Origin of the sequence: Streptomyces graminofaciens (assembly GCF_030294945.1) — a bacterium.
In the GTDB taxonomy this organism is placed as follows: Bacteria; Actinomycetota; Actinomycetes; order Streptomycetales; family Streptomycetaceae; genus Streptomyces; species Streptomyces graminofaciens.
Genome location: NZ_AP018448.1, coordinates 5,154,737 through 5,172,420, shown reverse-complemented (window position 1 = coordinate 5,172,420; position 17,684 = coordinate 5,154,737). Strand labels below are relative to the sequence as shown.

The window sequence follows — 17,684 nt, the reverse complement described above, 5'->3', positions numbered from 1 at the left end:
GAGGCCGTGGCACGTTCCGCCCGGCAGGGTCCGCGTGACGCAGACGTACGCGAGGGCCGTCCACACACCCCGGGAGAATCGCCGCACTATGGCCACGCGCCACGACATCCGCAATGTCGCCATCGTCGCTCACGTAGACCACGGCAAGACGACCATCGTCGACGGCATGCTCAAGCAGGCCGGTGCCTTCGCCGCGCACCAGCTCGAAGGCGTCGACGACCGAATGATGGACTCGAACGACCTGGAGCGTGAGAAGGGCATCACGATCCTGGCCAAGAACACGGCGGTGAAGTACCACCCGAAGGACGGGGGGGACGTCATCACCATCAACATCATCGACACCCCCGGCCACGCCGACTTCGGCGGCGAGGTCGAGCGCGGCCTGTCGATGGTCGACGGTGTCGTCCTGCTCGTCGACGCCTCCGAGGGCCCCCTGCCGCAGACCCGCTTCGTGCTGCGCAAGGCGCTCCAGCAGCGCCTGCCCGTCATCCTGTGCATCAACAAGACGGACCGCCCGGACTCCCGGATCGACGAGGTCGTCAACGAGACGTACGACCTCTTCCTGGACCTGGACGCGGACGAGGAGCAGATCGAGTTCCCGATCGTCTACGCCTGCGGCCGTGACGGCATCGCCTCGCTGACCAAGCCGGAGAACGGCACGGTCCCGGCGGACTCCACCAGCCTGGAGCCGTTCTTCTCCACGATCCTGCAGCACATCCCGGCGCCGACCTACGACGAGGCCGCCCCGCTCCAGGCCCACGTCACCAACCTGGACGCCGACAACTTCCTCGGCCGTATCGCCCTGCTCCGCGTCGAGCAGGGCGAGCTGCGCAAGGGCCAGACCGTCACCTGGATCAAGCGTGACGGCACGATGTCCAACGTCCGCATCACCGAGCTGATGATGACCGAGGCGCTGACCCGCAAGCCCGCCGAGAAGGCCGGCCCGGGTGACATCTGTGCCGTCGCCGGTATCCCGGACATCATGATCGGCGAGACTCTCGCCGACACCGAGAACCCGATCCCGCTGCCGCTGATCACGGTCGACGAGCCCGCGATCTCCATGACCATCGGTACCAACACCTCGCCGCTGGTCGGCCGTGGCGGCACCGGCAAGGGCGCCGAGAACAAGGCGGCCGTCAAGGACCGCAAGGTCACCGCCCGCCAGGTCAAGGACCGCCTCGACCGCGAGCTGATCGGTAACGTCTCGCTGCGCGTCATCGACACCGAGCGCCCGGACGCCTGGGAGGTGCAGGGCCGTGGTGAGCTGGCGCTGGCCATCCTCGTCGAGCAGATGCGCCGCGAGGGCTTCGAGCTGACCATCGGCAAGCCGCAGGTCGTCACCAAGGACGTCGACGGCAAGGTCTACGAGCCCGTCGAGCGCATGACGATCGACGTCCCCGAGGAGCACATGGGCGCGGTCACGCAGCTCATGGGTGTCCGCAAGGGCCGGATGGACAACATGTCCAACCACGGCTCGGGCTGGGTGCGCATGGAGTTCGTCGTGCCGTCCCGCGGTCTCATCGGGTTCCGGACCGAGTTCCTGACCCAGACCCGCGGCACCGGCATCGGGCACTCCATCCACGAGGGCTTCGAGCCCTGGTTCGGCACCCTGCAGACCCGTAACAACGGCTCGCTGGTCGCCGACCGCGCGGGCGCCGTCACCGCGTTCGCGATGACGAACCTCCAGGAGCGCGGTGTGCTGTTCACCGACCCCGGCACCGAGGTGTACGAGGGCATGATCGTCGGCGAGAACTCGCGCTCCGACGACATGGACGTGAACATCACCAAGGAGAAGAAGCTCACGAACATGCGGTCTTCCTCGGCCGACTCGTTCGAGGCGATCGTCCCGCCCCGCAAGCTCTCCCTGGAGCAGTCCCTGGAGTTCTGCCGCGACGACGAGTGCGTCGAGGTGACCCCGGAGGCCGTCCGCATCCGCAAGGTCAACCTGGACGCGCGCGAGCGGGCGCGCGCGGCGAGCCGGGCGAAGCACGGCTGACGACACACAAACGGTCTGGCCGCCCGCGTCATGCGGGAGCGGCCAGACCGTTTTTGCCGACGAGTCGTCAGACGTTCTTGACCGAGGACCAGGGGTCTGCGGACTTCAGCTTGCCGTAGGTCGTGATCGTCTTGCAGTTGCTGGTGACGCGCTTCTGCGTCACCCTGAACTGCCGCTTCAGAATTCCGGTTCGGTACGAGACCCGCTTGTGCGCCGGTACCTTGACGCTCACTTTCTTGCCGACCTCGATGGTGGCACTCACTTCGACCGTGTATGACGTCTTGGCGTTGACTTCAGCGATCAGGATGTTGACTCCGCCGCTGAGTTCGCCTGTGTAGCTCGCCTTGAGTGTCCCGCCCACCTTGACGCTCACGGTCTCGGTCACCGCCGCGCTGCTCTTGCGGTTGTCGATGGTGCCCCGAACACCGACCAGCTTCCCGCCCACCGTCAGCCAGTCAGCCTTGGTCTGCTTGTAGCTGCGGGTGACATAGGGGTCGCATCGTTCGTCCGCGGAAGCAGGGGCTGCTACTACGACCGTGCCGCTCGCGAGGACCAGGCCAGTGACTGTCGCGATCCCCATCGTCTTCATCTTCTGCATGTGTGCGATCCCTTGGTTCGTCTTGCGAGCGCCGGACGGGCGCTCGGTTGATTAGCCACCCCAAGTCTGAGGTGTGCATGCCATAGGCCGCAGCTCGGGTGGGCAAGGAGATCCTTCCGCGCTGGCCGTCCCCGTTACATGGGGCGGCTGTCCCGGAAATGTCCCGCTTCCGCCGGCCCCGGCAGGGCTGACGTCAGTACGTCAGCCCGAAACCCGCTTGTCGGGCGCGGACCACTGCCTGGGCCCGCTGGTTCACGCCGATCTTTCCGAAGATCGCTGAGACGTTGTTCCGTACGGTCTTGTCTGCAAGGGTCAACGCCCGCGCTATCCGGCGGTTGTCGTACCCTCTGGCCACCAGGTCGAGGATCTCCCGCTCGCGCCGTGTCAGTGTGGACAGAAGCTCGTGCTCGGCGGGCCGGAGAGGGGCGCTGAGTAGTCCGTTCAAGAGCAGCGCAGCACCCTGACAGATGAACATGGCACCGGTCGTCACCGCATTGATCGCACCGATCACCTCCGCGACGCCGGCGGACTTGGAGACGTACCCGCGTACACCCGCAGAGAGGGCCGTGAGCAACTGTCCTTCGTCGTCACAGCGTTGGGTCATGGCCACGATCCGCGTCGTCGGTGCATCGCGTATCAGGGCTCCGCATGTCTCCAGGACGGAGGGGCTTGCCCAGTCGAGGTCCATGAGGACGACATCAGGGGTTGAGGCTTTGACGAGCGGCAACGCGTGTTCGTACGCGCCGGTCTCCACGACGATGTCGATGCAGCCCTCGAGGCCGAGCGCCGCATGGAGGTCTGCTCGCAGTCGAAAGTGTCGCTCTCCGACAAGGGCGACGCGGAGCCCGCGGTGGTCGGGCGCACGGTGTATCACGGATGGATCCATCTACTTCGTCACCCGCACCGACTTGAACTCGCCCTCCCATGGTGCCGAGCACACGAACCAGTCCACAGGAGAACCCTGCGCCGGACGGATCACCTCTTCTTCAATGTCGACGTCGAGCCTCGCGGGCACCCTGCTGACTTCGGTGGTCCTTCCGTCCTTCCAGGTGCACGTGACGCGCTGGACGCTCTTGGCGACCTGGCCGATGACCAAGCGGTTGGAGTTGCCGGGACCTGTTCCCAGAGAGCCGGTGATGTACTGCATGTTCGTGTCGGAGACGCTGTTCGTCCTGAACGTGTCTACCCATACCCTTGAGCCGCTGTTCTCGCTGGTCTTCCAGACGATGTACGAGCTCTTGCCAATCAGGTCGGATGCCTGACGCACGTCCGGTGTCTCCCCATGCTCGGTCATCGCCGCCAGTTGGGCCCGGGCCTCGGCCTCGTCGCGTGGTGCCGCCCACACGTAGATGACCACTTCCCAGCCCAAGGACTGGTTGTCGTATCCGTGTCCCAGCACGGTCCGCTGGGCCTTCGTCACATCCCGCTCCTCGGCCGTCGGCGGCTGAGTCGCCACCGGCGCCCCCCGCTTTCCGTCGCCGTCCTGCAGCCCCGTCATCGCCAGTGACACCGTCGAGCCGGCGACCAGCACGGCCGTGGCCGCCGCCACCGCCCAGCGGCGGGTCCTGCGGCGTCGGCCTCCGCGTACCACCGCCTGGACCGGGGCCAGGCCGATCTCGACATCGTCCGCCGCGTCCGCGAGGAGAAGGGTGATGTCCCTGTCTGTCATGCCGTGGTTCTCCTGCCGGTCCGCGCTCATCACTTCCGCCCTCCGTTCGTCACCATCTCGGCCAGGCCCGGTACGGCTCGGAGCTTGGCGATCCCCTTGGCCGCGTTGCTCTTCACCGCACCCACCGAGCAGCCCATCGCCTCCGCGGTCTGGGTCTCGGTCAGGTCCTCCCAGTACCGCAGCACCACCGCCTGCCGCTGCCTCGGTGGCAGTTGGGCAAGGGCCTTGAGCAGGGCTCCGCGGTTGTCGGCCCGTCCGATCGGGTCGCCGGGGTCGGGCAGATCGTGCGCGAGATCGGAGTCGCTTCTGGGCGACAGCAACTCCTTGAGACGTCTGCGGTGTCTGCGCGAATGCGCGTTGATCATCACGCGCCGTACGTACGCTTCGGGGTTGTCCGCCGAGCCGACACGGCGCCAGGCGACGTACACCTGTTCCAGCGTCGACTGGACCAGGTCCTCCGCGGCGTGCTGCTCGCCGGAGAGGAGAAAGGCCGTCCGCAACAACCGCGGCCAGCAGCCGATGACAAAGCTCTGGAACTCCGCGTCTCGAGCCTTTGTCTGTTCCCCCATGGGCACCTCCTTGATGCCCCATAGAGTCCGTGGGCTTCGAGAACCGTTGCCTCGCCTCCAGAGATTTTTCCCGCGGTGTGGCGCGCTCTACAAGATCGCCAGCGAACCGCAGGAGATGTCGTGACGGATCACGGCGGCCGGGCCTGAGGGATTTCCCTGTCCGTGGCCGAGGCCGGAGCTCGCAGCGACCGTGACGGTTCCACCCCCATGGCCGGTGAGGGAAAACCCTTCATTACAGGGGAGAGGGCTCCGCGCCTGGCCGATTCCTATTACTCTGAAGTACGCACAGGTTTCTCCAAGGTCACACCCGTACGTCCTGCGACTGACGTCGCGGTGCGACGTCCGTCGGCAGCCCCGCCGCGGACGGTCAACAGGCGGGAAAACGTTGGTCGTTGAGGAATGCCGCCTGTGCGTCCGGTGCGTGAGCGCGCATGCCGTAGATGCCTTGCACGGCGAGTGCAGCGAGCGCAACTGATTTCCCTCTCCCTACTGTCCGGAATACGGACACCTGCCTCCGGTATTCGTGTAACAAGTCCGTTTCGCAGGGATCTCTCACCAAACTCTTTGTCCGGATTTTGGAAGATGTAGGCGCGAGGTGTGATCGAACCGAGACCTTTTGAAGGTGGCCGGGCGCTGGCCCATGGCAGATAGTTAGGCGCGTAGAGCTCGGATCAAAGCCAGGCGTCCAGGGGGGACGCCGGCTGGCGAGCCCGGGGGGTACCCGACCTTCACCGTCCCGCGTGGCGGCGCGGTGTCTTGTACTCCTTCCTGCGGTGAACAATGGACTCATGAGGAGGAACCCATGCGGGGTGCGAAGAGCGCCAAGTGGGTGGCGATAGCCGCGGTCGTGGCGCTGAGCGTGACCGCTTGTGGTGGTGGCAGTGACAAGGGGGACGACGGCGGCAACGACAAGGGCGCCGTCAACCCCAAGGGCATTGTGACGTTCGAGAGTGGTGAGCCGCAGAACCCTCTGCAGCCCGCGAACACGATGGAGAGCTACGGCTCCGACGTGATCACCTCGATCTTCGACACTCTCGTCGACTACGAGCCCGGCAGCGGCAAGATCACTTACACCAACGCCGAGTCCATCACCACGAAGGACTCCAAGGTGTGGACCGTCAAGCTCAAGTCGGGCTGGAAGTTCCACAACGGCGAGGCGGTCACCTCCAAGTCCTACGTGGACGCGTGGAACTGGGCCGCGAACATCGCGAACAACCAGACCAACGCCTCCTGGTTCTCCGACATCGAGGGCTACGCCGACGTCCACCCGGAGAAGGGCAAGGCCAAGAAGGACGCCATGTCCGGCCTGAAGGTCGTCGACGACAGCACCTTCACCATCACCCTGAGCGCGCCGCTCGCGTACTTCGAGTACAAGCTCGCGTACAACGTCTTCGCGCCGCTCCCGTCCGGCTTCTTCAAGGACCCGAAGGGCTACGGCGAGAAGCCGGTCGGCAACGGCCCCTACGAGTTCGTCAAGTGGGACCACAAGAAGTCGATCGAGGTCAAGACGTACGCCGGCTACAAGGGCCCGAACAAGCCCAAGAACGGCGGCGTGCTCTTCAAGAACTACACCGGCCCCGACGCCTCCTACGCCGACCTGCTCTCCGACAAGGTCGACGTCATCCGCCAGGTGCCGGCCACGAGCCTCGCGAACTACAAGAGCGACCTCGGCGACCGCGCGGTCGACCAGGACTACTCGGCCGTCCAGTCCATCGTCCCTGCCTTCTACACCAAGCAGTGGAAGAACATCGACAACCGCGTCCTGCAGGGCCTGTCGATGGCGATCGACCGTAAGACGATCACCGACACGGTCCTCCAGAAGACCCGTACGCCGGCCACCGGCTGGGTCGCCCAGGGCGTCCTCGGCTTCAAGGCCGGTGCCGCCGGTGACGTCACCACGTACAACCCGGCCGAGGCCAAGAAGCTGATCAAGGCCGGTGGCGGTGTCCCCGGCAACAAGATCAGCATCCAGTTCAACGCCGACGGCGGCCACGGCGAGTGGGTCGAGGCGGTCTGCGGCAGCATCCGCAAGGCCACCGGTGTCGAGTGCACCGGCGACTCCAAGGCCGACTTCCAGACCGACCTCAAGGCGCGCGACGCCCACGAGGTCAAGTCGATGTACCGCGGTGGCTGGGTGCTCGACTACCCGTTCAACGGCAACTTCCTCCGTGACCTCTACGGCACCGGTGTGGCCGGCAACACCAGCGGCTACTCGAACAAGGCGTTCGACAAGCTGGTGAAGGAGGCCGACGCGGCGCCCACCATCGAGAAGTCGGCGGAGCTCTACCAGCAGGCCGAGAAGTCGCTGGTCGACGACATGCCGTCCATCCCGCTCTGGTACTACAAGGTCAACTCGGGCTACTCGAACAACGTGCAGAACGTGAAGTTCAACCAGGCCGGTGACCCGATCCTCAACGAGATCGAAGTCAAGAAGTAACGATCGTCGGCTACTTGGAGAGGCGGCACCGCGAAACCACTTCGCGGTGCCGCCCTCCAAGTGCGTGGTCGCATTGCCCGGGGGGATCTGCGGCCACGTGTTTCACCGACCTGAGACGGAGGCACGATGGGGCGCTATGTCGCACGACGACTGCTCCAGATGATCCCGGTCTTCATCGGGACCACATTGCTCATCTTCCTTATGGTGTACGCGCTGCCCGGTGACCCGGTCCGGGCGATGTTCGGCGACAGGGGAGCCGATGCGGCCACCGTCGCCGCGCTGCGTCACAAGTACGGCCTCGACCAGCCGCTGTGGAAGCAGTACGTCGACTACATGAACGGCATCCTCTTCCACTTCGACTTCGGCGACACCTTCGCGGGCAGGCCTGTCTCGGAGGAAATCGGTCGGGTCTTCCCCACGACGATCCGGCTCGCCACGGTCGCTTTCGTCTTCGAGCTCGTCGTCGGCGTCGCCCTCGGCATCCTCGCGGGCTTGAAGGCAGGCCGGACTGCGGACAGTCTCGTGCTGGTCTTCACCCTGCTCGTGCTCTCCGTTCCGGTCTTCGTCCTGGCGTTCATCCTGCGTCAAGTCTTCTCGTTCAACCTGGGCTGGGTCTCGCCCAATGTGCAGAACGCCGAGAACTGGAACGAGTTGATCCTGCCCGGGGTCGTCCTGGGCTCACTCTCACTCGCGTATGTGGCGCGGCTGACCCGTACCTCGATCGCCGAGAACCTGCGCTCCGACTACATGCGCACGGCCGTGGCCAAGGGCCTGCCGCGCCGCCGTGTCGTCGGTGTCCACCTGATGCGCAACTCGCTGATCCCCGTGGTCACCTACCTCGGAACGGACATCGGCGCCCTGATGTCGGGAGCGGTCGTCACCGAGGGCATCTTCAACGTGCCCGGTGTCGGCAACGCCCTCTACACCGCGCTGTTCCGGCGTGAGGGCGCCACGATCGTCGGCATCGTCACCATCCTGGTGCTGGTGTACATGCTGGCCAGCCTGCTCATCGACCTGCTCTACGCGGTTCTGGACCCGAGGATCCGTTATGCCTGACGTGACCAAGGACGCGGCCAAGGACGCGATCAAGACGGCAGCCGCGGACGTCGAGATTCCCACGCAGGGGACACCGGCTCAGGAACCCGCGCGCAAGGACAAGCCCGCCAGCCTCTGGTCGAACGCATGGCGAGATCTGCGGCGCAACCCGTACTTCATCGTCTCCGCGGCGCTGATCCTGCTGCTGCTGATCATCGCGGCCTTCCCCGGCCTCTTCTCCAGCGGCGACCCCCGCGACGCCGACCTGTCCCAGCACTACCTCGGCGAGCCGGAGCTCAGCCACTGGTTCTCCCCGGAGTGGCTGGGCTACGACGGTCAGGGACGATCCATCTACACCCGGCTCGTCTTCGGCGCCCGCGCGTCGATCCTCGTCGGTGTGGGCGTCACCGTGCTCACCACGGTCGTCGGCGGCTTCATCGGTATGCTCGCCGGCTACTTCGGCGGCTGGATCGACTCGCTTCTCTCCCGGATCACCGACATCTTCTTCGGCATCCCGTTCCTGCTCGGCGCCCTCATCGTGCTCAACTCCTTCGAGACGCGCTCGATCATCGTCGTCATCCTCGCGATGTCCTTCCTGGGCTGGACCCAGGTGGCCCGCGTCATGCGCGGCGCGGTGATCACCAACAAGCAGGCGGACTATGTGCACGCCGCCAAGGCGCTCGGTGCGAGCACCACGCGCATCCTGGCCCGGCACATCCTGCCGAACGCCATCGCCCCGGTGATCGTCGTCGCGACCATCTCTCTGGGCGTCTACATCTCGACCGAGGCCACGCTCTCCTTCCTGGGCATCGGCCTGGCCGACCCGACCGTGTCGTGGGGCATGGACATCTCGTCGGCTGCCAAGGTCATCCGCAACGCACCGCACGTGCTGTTCTTCCCGGCGGCCATGCTGTCGCTGACCGTGCTCGCGTTCATCATGCTCGGCGACGCGGTGCGCGACGCCCTCGACCCCAAGCTGCGCTGAGGAGGGCGTACGTTGACCATCATCGACAACACCGACGCCGTCCCCGCGCCCCGCGGGCATGACGACGACAACGCCCCGCTGCTAGAGGTCCGGGACCTGCACGTGGAGTTCCACACCCGTGACGGAGTGGCCAAGGCCGTCAACGGAGTGAACTACAGCGTGAGCGCGGGCGAGACGCTCGCCGTGCTCGGCGAGTCGGGCTCCGGCAAGTCCGTGACAGCGCAGGCGATCATGGGCATCCTGGACATGCCCCCGGCGAAGATCCCGCAGGGCGAGATCCTCTTCCGCGGCCAGGACATGCTCAAGATGTCGGGCGAGGAGCGGCGGAAGCTCCGCGGCACCAGGATCGCCATGATCTTCCAGGACGCGCTCAGCTCGCTGAACCCGGTGCTCAGCGTGGGCTACCAGCTCGGCGAGATGTTCCGCGTCCACCAGGGCCTCTCCAAGAAGGATGCCAAGGCCAAAGCGATCGAACTGATGGACAAGGTCAAGATCCCCGCCGCCGCGGCGCGGATCAACGACTACCCGCATCAGTTCTCCGGCGGTATGCGCCAGCGCATCATGATCGCCATGGCGCTGGCCCTCGAACCCGACCTGATCATCGCCGACGAGCCCACCACGGCCCTCGACGTGACGGTGCAGGCCCAGGTCATGGATCTGCTCGCCGAGCTTCAGCGCGAGTACAACATGGGCCTGATCCTCATCACCCACGACCTGGGTGTCGTCGCCGACGTCGCCGACAAGATCGCGGTGATGTACGCGGGCCGGATCGTCGAGCTCGCCCCGGTCCATGAGATCTACAAGAAGCCGGCGCACCCGTACACCAAGGGCCTGCTGGACTCGATCCCGCGCCTGGACCAGAAGGGCCAGGAGCTGTACGCGATCAAGGGGCTGCCGCCCAACCTGCTGCATGTGCCAGCCGGTTGCGCCTTCAACCCGCGCTGCCCCCAGGCACAGGACATCTGCCGTACGGAGATTCCGGCACTGCTCCCGGTGACCGAGCGGGACGGCGGCGAACTGGCCGGCCGCGGCAGCGCCTGCCACTTCTGGAAGGAGACGCTCCATGGCTGAGCTCAGCAAGAACGACGAGCCGCAGGACGCCACGCCGAACGTCTCCGAGGTGGATGTCGTCGACGCGCACTCCGAGGCGGAGGCCGTAGCCGCCATCGAGGCGCCCGTCGAGCGCGGCGAGCCGATCCTCCAGGTGCGCAACCTGGTCAAGCACTTCCCGCTGACCCAGGGCATCCTGTTCAAGAAGCAGATCGGCGCGGTCAAGGCCGTCGACGGCATCTCCTTCGACCTCTACCAGGGCGAGACCCTCGGTATCGTCGGCGAGTCCGGCTGTGGCAAGTCCACCGTCGCCAAGCTGCTGATGACGCTGGAGCGGGCCACCGCCGGCGAGGTCTTCTACAAGGGCCAGGACATCACCAAGCTGTCCGGCCGCGCGCTGAAGGCGGTACGCCGCAACATCCAGATGGTGTTCCAGGACCCGTACACCTCGCTCAACCCGCGTATGACGGTCGGCGACATCATCGGGGAGCCCTTCGAGATCCACCCCGAGGTGGCCCCGAAGGGCGACCGGCGGCGCAAGGTCCAGGACCTCCTGGACGTCGTCGGCCTCAACCCGGAGTACATCAACCGCTACCCGCACCAGTTCTCCGGCGGTCAGCGCCAGCGCATCGGCATCGCCCGCGGCCTCGCGCTCAACCCGGAGATCATCATCTGCGACGAGCCGGTGTCCGCGCTGGACGTGTCGGTCCAGGCCCAGGTCATCAACCTGATGGAGCGGCTGCAGGACGAGTTCAACCTCTCCTACCTCTTCATCGCGCACGACCTGTCGATCGTGCGGCACATCTCCGACCGGGTCGGGGTCATGTACCTCGGCAAGATGGCGGAGATCGGCACGGACGAGCAGATCTACGACCACCCGACGCACCCCTACACGCAGGCGCTGCTGTCGGCGGTCCCGGTGCCGGATCCGGAGGTCCGCGCGAACCGCGAGCGGATCATCCTCACCGGCGACGTTCCGTCCCCGGCCAACCCGCCCTCGGGCTGCCGCTTCCGCACCCGTTGCTGGAAGGCGCAGGACAAGTGCGCGGAGGAGATCCCTCTGCTGGCGATCCCCGAGGTCTTCCGGGACGTCGACACTCCGGCCGCGCACGAGTCGGCCTGCCATTTCGCGGAGGAGAAGGACGTGGTCCACGCGGCCTGATCCGCGACGCATGCGTCAATGGGTTCCCGGCACCGGCCCTCCGGTGCCGGGAACCGCTGTTTTCAGCACCGACGGTTTCGAGGTGGATTCGGTGGCCGGGAACGGTGTGCTCGGTGGTTAATCGGTCGACACGCGGGCCGGGGTCAGGAAGGCTCCCGGCGACCACAACCCAGCCCATGGAGGCTTCTGTTGAGCTCTGGCAGCCCAATGCACCCCGCACATCCGACAGCCCACCCCTCCATCCACAGCATCACCTTCGACACCACCGGTGACCCGTACTACGTCGGGCTCTTCTGGAGTCGGTTGCTCGGTCGTCCGCTGGACGAGGACGACAAGCCGGGGGACCCGGCGGCGGTGATCGCGGACCCGGCCGGTGGGCCGAGGCTGCTCTTCATCCAGGTGCCCGAGGGCAAGACGGTGAAGAACCGGGTGCACTTCGACCTGAAGCCGAACGGGCGCACCCGGGCCGAGGAGGTCGAGCGGGCGCTCGGGCTCGGGGCCCGGCTCGTCGCGGACCACACGCGTCCCGACGGTGGGGGCTGGGTTCTCCTCGCGGATCCCGAGGGCAACGAATTCTGTGTGGAGCGGGGCGAGTCGGGGTGAACCGCGGACGGCCCGCCCGGGGTGTGCCACCTCCGGCGGGCCGTCTCACAGGGGCGGCTCGAAGGCCGTGTGACGTGTGCCTACTTGTACTCCAGGCCCCAGACGTTGTTGTTGCGCTTCACCGGGGCGACGAACGTCTTCGTCCACTTGGTCTTCTTCGTGGTCTTGCAGTTGCCGCCCAGAGTCCAGGTGTACTTCCGGGTCTTGAACTTCTTCGCCTCGTGGTACATGACCATGCGGACCTTGGTCTTGCCCGGCTTGTTCTCCGCCGGCAGCTCGTAGTTCCAGCTCGAGCCCTTCGACCACTCGCCGCCCACGGTCACGCTGAACGACGTGCTGGCCTTGGCGAAGATGACACCGGCCTCGGCCTCGACGCCCGCTGTGCCGCTGGCGCTCACGGTGCTCGTCTTGTTCTCGTTGTACGAGATGGTCGGCTTCGTCTTGTCGAAGACCCAGTCGCTCTTGAGGTTGGTCGCCTTGTACACCGTCGACTTGGCGAAGATGGTGTAGCCGGTACCCCGGTCCGGAGCGCAGCCGGCGAAGGCGGGCGTGCCGCTGAGGCCGACCAGGCCGCCCGCCACGATGACGGACGCGATCGCCGAGCCTGCGATTTTCCTCATGGGGTTCGGATTCCCTTCGGTCGGTCAGGTCACTTGGACATGACTGAGGTTGAGTCGTCATCGACGGCTCGGGTGTGGTTTGGGAGGCGTGGACCGCGCCAACTCGTCGACCAGAGGCGGTGACTGACCTGCCGTCCGGCTGACGATGCGCCAAGAGTGATCAGGCCGCGGTGGGTTGGCAAGCGGAGTACATTTGTGCGAAGCGCCACGCGGCTCTTGACAAGGGGTCGGCCGATGAGGGTAAAACGCCCAAAGGGGTGCATGGGGAGAGAGGGCGGTGTCCGCCTTGTGGTGGATGGCCTGATCTCTGCTCCGCGTAATGTGTCGCATCTCTCACGAAGGTCGTTCATGCAGTTCGCGATATGAACGAACCTCCTCGTGAAACTTTCCCGATCGCGGAACCGTTGAAGGTCGTTCGGTTGTCTTCTGGGCGTCGGTGCACGTCACCGGGGTGCAGCCGGTTTCGGCCGGGTCATTCGTTGGCAACGGGGAGAGTGCGGCATGACTGTTCCGTCGGATCGCGATCGCAATGTCGAGCCCGTGGGCGGGCTGTCCGAGTCCTTCGGTGCGGCTGTGCGCGCCCGGCGCCTGGAAATGGGCCTCACGCAGGAGAACCTCGCGTCGCGGGCCGGTATGAGCCAGGGCGCCCTGTCCCGGCTCGAGCACGGCAGGGGCGTACCGACCCTGCCCTCGCTGGAGCGGCTCGCGGAGGCCATGGAGTCGAACCTGCTGATCTCCCTGTCGCCGTCCGGCGCGGTCCAGGTGGCCTTCAGGGCGCCGCGACCGCAGTCCGTGCGGGGGCCGGTCGGTACCGTCGGCGGCGTACCGTCGCAGCGTCCGGCAGGCGGCCTACCGTCTCCGCGCCCGGCGGGCGGCCTACCGTCTCCGCGCCCGGCGGGCGGGGTGCCCTCCCCGCGCCCGGCAGATGGCGTGTCCCGCCCGCGCCCGGCAAGTGGTGTCCCTTCCCCGCGCCCCGCAGGCGGCGCACCCTACTCATGGCGGAACGGCGGCACCCGCCCCACCTCTCTCTCCCGCCTTCACCTTCCCCGCTGACCCACCCTGAGCCCGCCGCTCCACCGGAAGTCGTCGCTGCCTCCGAGTCCCCCGCCGGAAGCCGCCGCTCCACTCCAACCCACCACCCCACCCCGGCCCGCCACTCCACCCTGAGCCCCCTCCCGCCCACTCGTACGGCCCGCGCAAACATGCACTGTGCCCCCTTTCCCCCGATATTGGCCGGTAAAGGAACAGCGCCCCGGCGCTGGAGCACAGCGCGGATCTGCGCACTCACGAGGAGGCACTCCATGCGTCGAGCCATGCGCGGCAGATGGGTCGCTTGCGCGGCGGCGGTAGCTCTCGTGGCGACGGCCTGCGGTGGTGGGGACGACAGCGGCGGCGGTGGCGGTGGCGACAGTGGCGCGGTGCTCAGTTCCTCCTGGGGAGACCCGCAGAACCCGCTGGAGCCGGCCAACACCAACGAGGTACAGGGCGGCAAGGTGCTGTCCATGCTCTTCCGGGGGCTGAAGCAGTACGACCCGAAGACCGGCCAGGCCAAGGACATGCTCGCCGAGAAGATCGAGACGACCGACTCGCAGAACTTCACCATCACGGTCAGGGACGGCTGGACCTTCAGCAACGGCGAGAAGGTCACCGCCAAGTCGTTCGTCGACGCCTGGAACTACGGGGCGAGCCTCAAGAACAACCAGAAGAACGCGTACTTCTTCGAGTACATCGACGGCTACGACAAGACGCACCCGGACGACGGAAGCCAGCAGTCCGCCCAGACGCTGGCCGGGCTGAAGGTCGTCGACGACAAGACCTTCACCGTCAAGCTGAAGCAGAAGTTCTCGACCTTCCCCGACACCCTCGGCTACGCGGCCTTCTCCCCGCTGCCGCAGACGTTCTTCGACGACCACTCCGCATGGCTGAGCAAGCCCGTCGGCAACGGCCCGTACACCGTCGACTCGTACACCAAGGGCTCGCAGCTCTCCCTCAGGAAGTGGGACGACTATCCGGGGGACGACAAGGCGCAGAACGGCGGCGTGGACCTCAAGGTCTACACCGACAACAACACCGCCTACACCGACCTGATGGCCGGCAACCTCGACCTCGTCGACGACGTCCCCGCCGCGCAGCTCAAGAACGTCCAGAACGACCTCGGCGACCGCTACATCAACACCCCGGCCGGCATCATCCAGACCCTCGCCTTCCCGTTCTACGACAAGAAATGGGACAAGGCCGGAATGGAGAAGGTCCGCGAGGGGCTGTCCCGGGCGATCGACCGCGACCAGATCACCGAGACCATCTTCGTGAAGACCCGCACCCCCGCCACCGACTGGACCTCGCCCGTGCTCGGCGGGGACGGCGGCTACAAGGAGGGCCTGTGCGGTGACGCCTGCGAGTACGACCCCGACGAGGCGAAGAAGCTGATCGAGGAGGGCGGCGGGCTCCCCGGCGGCCAGGTCAAGATCTCGTACAACGCGGACACCGGCTCCCACAAGCAGTGGGTCGACGCCGTCTGCAACTCCGTCAACAACGCCCTCGACAACGAGAAGGCCTGCGTCGGCAACCCGGTCGGCACCTTCGCCGACTTCCGCAACCAGATCACCCAGCAGAAGATCAGCGGCCCGTTCCGCGCCGGCTGGCAGATGGACTACCCGCTCATCCAGAACTTCCTCCAGCCGCTCTACTACACCAACGCCTCCTCCAACGACGGCAAGTGGTCCAACGCCGACTTCGACAAGCTCGTCGACGAGGCCAACGCGGAGGAGGACACGGGGACGGCAGTGGAGAAGTTCCAGCAGGCCGAGGAGGTCGTGCGGGACAACATGGCCGCCATCCCGCTCTGGTACCAGAACGGCAGCGCGGGCTACTCGGCGCGCCTCTCCGAGGTCACGCTCAACCCGTTCAGCGTGCCGGTGTACGACCAGATCAAGGTCGGCTGAGCCGAGCCCGACACCGTCATGGGCGGCCCCCTCCCACAAGTGAGACCGACGGCCGCCCAGCAACTCCTCCGGAGCCCTCATGGGACGGTATGTGATCCGGCGCCTGCTGCAGATGATCCCGGTCTTCTTCGGCGCCACACTGTTGATCTTCCTGATGGTGAACGTGATGGGCGACCCCATCGCCGGCCTGTGCGGCGACCGGGAGTGCGACCCCGCCACCGCCGCCCAACTGCGCAAGGAGTTCGGCCTCGACAAGCCGGTCTGGCAGCAATACCTGACCTACATGGGGAACGTCTTCACCGGCGACTTCGGCACCGCGTTCAACGGGCAGGAGGTCACCGAGCTGATGGCCACCGCCTTCCCGATCACCATCCGGCTGACGATCGTCGCGATCCTCTTCGAGGTCGTCATCGGCATCACGCTCGGCGTCGTCACCGGGCTGCGCCGGGGGAAGCCCGTCGACACCGGGGCCCTGCTGGTCACCCTCGTCGTCATCTCCGTCCCCACCTTCGTCACCGGTCTGCTGCTCCAGCTGCTGCTCGGCGTCGAGTGGGGCTGGATCAGCCCGTCGGTCTCCTCCGAGGCACCCTTCGACGAGCTGATCGTCCCCGGGCTCGTCCTCGCCTCCGTCTCCCTCGCCTATGTGACCCGGCTGACCCGTACCTCCATCGCGGAGAACACCCGCGCCGACTACGTACGCACCGCCGTCGCCAAGGGACTTCCCCGGCACCGCGTGATCCGCAAGCACCTGCTGCGCAACTCCCTGATCCCCGTGGTCACGTTCATCGGCACGGACATCGGCGCGCTGATGGGCGGCGCGATCGTCACCGAACGGATCTTCAACATCCACGGCGTCGGCTACCAGCTCTACCAGGGCATCCTCCGGCAGAACACCCAGACCGTCGTCGGCTTCGTGACCGTCCTCGTGCTGGTCTTCCTGGTCGCCAACCTGCTCGTCGACCTCCTCTACGGCGTACTCGACCCGAGGATCCGCTATGCCTGAGCCCGAGCCCCCGGAGCCGCACGTCACGGGCGGCCAACGCGAAGCCGAGGACGGCGCGATCGCCGCGACGGGCATGGGCGGCGTCATGGACCTGGCGACCACCGAGGGGGAGACGCTGGAGAAGGACCTGGACCACGACTCGGACGCCGACGGCCCGTCGGAGAAGCCCCGCAGCCTCTGGTCCGACGCCTGGCGCGACCTGCGCCGCAACCCGGTCTTCATCATCTCCGCGCTGATCATCCTGTTCCTGGTCTTCATCTCCCTGTGGCCCGGGGCCATCACCTGGATGAGCCCCCTCAAGTGCACCCTCTCCAAGGCCCAGGAGGGCTCCCAGGCCGGCCATCCCTTCGGCTTCGACGGCCAGGGCTGCGACGTGTACACGCGCGTGGTCTACGGCGCCCGTACGTCCGTCGCGGTCGGCGTCCTCGCCACCCTCGGGGTCGCCGTCCTCGGCAGCGTCCTCGGTGCTCTCGCGGGCTTCTTCGGCGGTGGCGGCGACTCGATCCTCTCCCGCATCACCGACATCTTCTTCGCCATCCCGGTCGTCCTCGGGGGACTGGTCCTTCTCTCGGTCGTCACCAGCAACACCATCTGGCCGGTCATCGGGTTCATGGTGCTGCTCGGCTGGCCGCAGATCTCCCGTATCGCGCGCGGCTCGGTCATCACCGCCAAGCAGCACGACTACGTGCAGGCCGCCCGCGCCCTCGGCGCCTCCAACTCCCGCATCCTGCTCCGGCACATCACGCCCAACGCCGTGGCCCCGGTCATCGTCGTCGCCACCATCGCGCTCGGCACGTACATCTCCCTGGAGGCGACCCTGTCGTACCTCGGCGTCGGGCTGAAACCGCCCAGCGTGTCCTGGGGCATCGACATCTCGGCCGCCTCGCCGTACATCCGCAACGCCCCGCACGCCCTGCTGTGGCCGTCGGGGGCCCTCGCGGTCACCGTCCTCGCGTTCATCATGCTCGGCGACGCGGTGCGCGACGCCCTCGACCCGAAGCTGAGGTGAGCCGTC

16 protein-coding genes are annotated in these 17,684 nt (G+C 66.7%); 11 read left to right on the top strand and 5 right to left on the bottom strand.

Annotated elements, in window-relative coordinates; translation table 11 throughout:
- Window positions 1-88: 88 nt before the first annotated feature.
- A complete protein-coding gene (gene typA / locus SGFS_RS21990; RefSeq protein ID WP_286252674.1) occupies window positions 89-1,996 on the top strand; it encodes a translational GTPase TypA in 1,908 nt (635 codons plus the stop codon).
- 67 nt (window positions 1,997-2,063) lie between these two features.
- Here typA and SGFS_RS21985 read toward each other — a convergent pair whose 3' ends face one another.
- From SGFS_RS21985 to SGFS_RS21970, 4 genes are all read right to left on the bottom strand, one after another.
- Complete coding sequence (locus tag SGFS_RS21985; protein WP_286252672.1) at window positions 2,064-2,594, bottom strand: hypothetical protein; 531 nt, start codon at window positions 2,592-2,594, stop codon at window positions 2,064-2,066.
- A gap of 193 nt (window positions 2,595-2,787) precedes the next feature.
- Window positions 2,788-3,480 carry a LuxR C-terminal-related transcriptional regulator gene (locus SGFS_RS21980; RefSeq protein ID WP_286252671.1) on the bottom strand — a complete coding sequence of 231 codons (693 nt, stop codon included), beginning with the start codon at window positions 3,478-3,480 and terminating at the stop codon, window positions 2,788-2,790.
- Entirely contained in the window at window positions 3,481-4,263 is a 783-nt protein-coding gene (locus SGFS_RS21975) for a hypothetical protein (protein ID WP_286252670.1), read from the bottom strand. It abuts the gene before it with no gap.
- 29 nt (window positions 4,264-4,292) lie between these two features.
- Entirely contained in the window at window positions 4,293-4,832 is a 540-nt protein-coding gene (locus SGFS_RS21970; protein ID WP_286252669.1) for a SigE family RNA polymerase sigma factor, read from the bottom strand.
- Window positions 4,833-5,634: 802 nt separating this feature from the next.
- Here SGFS_RS21970 and SGFS_RS21965 point away from each other — a divergent pair.
- From SGFS_RS21965 to SGFS_RS21940, 6 genes are all read left to right on the top strand, one after another.
- Window positions 5,635-7,269 (top strand): peptide ABC transporter substrate-binding protein, encoded by a 1,635-nt coding sequence (locus SGFS_RS21965; RefSeq protein WP_286252668.1) that lies wholly within the window; start codon window positions 5,635-5,637, stop codon window positions 7,267-7,269.
- Window positions 7,270-7,395: 126 nt separating this feature from the next.
- Complete coding sequence (locus SGFS_RS21960) at window positions 7,396-8,325, top strand: ABC transporter permease (RefSeq protein WP_286252667.1); 930 nt, start codon at window positions 7,396-7,398, stop codon at window positions 8,323-8,325.
- A complete protein-coding gene (locus tag SGFS_RS21955) occupies window positions 8,318-9,289 on the top strand; it encodes an ABC transporter permease (RefSeq protein WP_286252666.1) in 972 nt (323 codons plus the stop codon). The genes SGFS_RS21960 and SGFS_RS21955 overlap by 8 nt, the downstream gene beginning before the upstream one ends.
- 12 nt (window positions 9,290-9,301) lie before the next feature.
- A complete protein-coding gene (locus tag SGFS_RS21950) occupies window positions 9,302-10,360 on the top strand; it encodes an ABC transporter ATP-binding protein (RefSeq protein ID WP_286252664.1) in 1,059 nt (352 codons plus the stop codon).
- Window positions 10,353-11,501, top strand: coding sequence for an ABC transporter ATP-binding protein (locus SGFS_RS21945; protein ID WP_286252662.1), 1,149 nt, complete (start codon window positions 10,353-10,355; stop codon window positions 11,499-11,501). Before SGFS_RS21950 ends, SGFS_RS21945 begins: the two co-directional genes overlap by 8 nt.
- Before the next feature lie 207 nt (window positions 11,502-11,708).
- Window positions 11,709-12,104: a VOC family protein gene (locus SGFS_RS21940; protein WP_286260006.1), complete on the top strand. Its 396-nt coding sequence runs from the start codon at window positions 11,709-11,711 to the stop codon at window positions 12,102-12,104.
- 80 nt (window positions 12,105-12,184) lie between these two features.
- Here SGFS_RS21940 and SGFS_RS21935 read toward each other — a convergent pair whose 3' ends face one another.
- Window positions 12,185-12,724: a hypothetical protein gene (locus tag SGFS_RS21935; RefSeq protein WP_286252661.1), complete on the bottom strand. Its 540-nt coding sequence runs from the start codon at window positions 12,722-12,724 to the stop codon at window positions 12,185-12,187.
- 501 nt (window positions 12,725-13,225) lie between these two features.
- On the opposite strand from SGFS_RS21935, the gene SGFS_RS21930 reads away from it, so the two are divergent.
- From SGFS_RS21930 to SGFS_RS21915, 4 genes are all read left to right on the top strand, one after another.
- Complete coding sequence (locus tag SGFS_RS21930; RefSeq protein WP_286252659.1) at window positions 13,226-13,777, top strand: helix-turn-helix domain-containing protein; 552 nt, start codon at window positions 13,226-13,228, stop codon at window positions 13,775-13,777.
- A gap of 248 nt (window positions 13,778-14,025) precedes the next feature.
- Window positions 14,026-15,666 (top strand): peptide ABC transporter substrate-binding protein, encoded by a 1,641-nt coding sequence (locus SGFS_RS21925; RefSeq protein WP_286252657.1) that lies wholly within the window; start codon window positions 14,026-14,028, stop codon window positions 15,664-15,666.
- A 79-nt stretch (window positions 15,667-15,745) separates the two neighbouring features.
- Window positions 15,746-16,669 carry an ABC transporter permease gene (locus SGFS_RS21920; RefSeq protein WP_286252656.1) on the top strand — a complete coding sequence of 308 codons (924 nt, stop codon included), beginning with the start codon at window positions 15,746-15,748 and terminating at the stop codon, window positions 16,667-16,669.
- On the top strand, window positions 16,662-17,678 hold the full coding sequence (locus SGFS_RS21915; protein WP_286252654.1) for an ABC transporter permease: 1,017 nt from the start codon (window positions 16,662-16,664) through the stop codon (window positions 17,676-17,678). The genes SGFS_RS21920 and SGFS_RS21915 overlap by 8 nt, the downstream gene beginning before the upstream one ends.
- The last annotated feature ends 6 nt before the right edge of the window (window positions 17,679-17,684 follow it).

Excerpts from the sequence above, each read along its gene's own strand:
- typA (WP_286252674.1), top strand. The coding sequence starts at position 89 with ATGGCCACGCGCCACGACATCCGCAATGTCGCCATCGTCGCTCACGTA.
- SGFS_RS21975 (WP_286252670.1), bottom strand. The coding sequence starts at position 4,263 with ATGACAGACAGGGACATCACCCTTCTCCTCGCGGACGCGGCGGACGAT.
- SGFS_RS21985 (WP_286252672.1), bottom strand. The coding sequence starts at position 2,594 with ATGCAGAAGATGAAGACGATGGGGATCGCGACAGTCACTGGCCTGGTC.
- SGFS_RS21925 (WP_286252657.1), top strand. The coding sequence starts at position 14,026 with ATGCGTCGAGCCATGCGCGGCAGATGGGTCGCTTGCGCGGCGGCGGTA.
- SGFS_RS21955 (WP_286252666.1), top strand. The coding sequence starts at position 8,318 with ATGCCTGACGTGACCAAGGACGCGGCCAAGGACGCGATCAAGACGGCA.
- SGFS_RS21920 (WP_286252656.1), top strand. The coding sequence starts at position 15,746 with ATGGGACGGTATGTGATCCGGCGCCTGCTGCAGATGATCCCGGTCTTC.
- SGFS_RS21930 (WP_286252659.1), top strand. The coding sequence starts at position 13,226 with ATGACTGTTCCGTCGGATCGCGATCGCAATGTCGAGCCCGTGGGCGGG.
- SGFS_RS21965 (WP_286252668.1), top strand. The coding sequence starts at position 5,635 with ATGCGGGGTGCGAAGAGCGCCAAGTGGGTGGCGATAGCCGCGGTCGTG.
- SGFS_RS21945 (WP_286252662.1), top strand. The coding sequence starts at position 10,353 with ATGGCTGAGCTCAGCAAGAACGACGAGCCGCAGGACGCCACGCCGAAC.
- SGFS_RS21935 (WP_286252661.1), bottom strand. The coding sequence starts at position 12,724 with ATGAGGAAAATCGCAGGCTCGGCGATCGCGTCCGTCATCGTGGCGGGC.
- SGFS_RS21980 (WP_286252671.1), bottom strand. The coding sequence starts at position 3,480 with ATGGATCCATCCGTGATACACCGTGCGCCCGACCACCGCGGGCTCCGC.
- SGFS_RS21960 (WP_286252667.1), top strand. The coding sequence starts at position 7,396 with ATGGGGCGCTATGTCGCACGACGACTGCTCCAGATGATCCCGGTCTTC.
- SGFS_RS21970 (WP_286252669.1), bottom strand. The coding sequence starts at position 4,832 with ATGGGGGAACAGACAAAGGCTCGAGACGCGGAGTTCCAGAGCTTTGTC.
- SGFS_RS21915 (WP_286252654.1), top strand. The coding sequence starts at position 16,662 with ATGCCTGAGCCCGAGCCCCCGGAGCCGCACGTCACGGGCGGCCAACGC.
- SGFS_RS21940 (WP_286260006.1), top strand. The coding sequence starts at position 11,709 with ATGCACCCCGCACATCCGACAGCCCACCCCTCCATCCACAGCATCACC.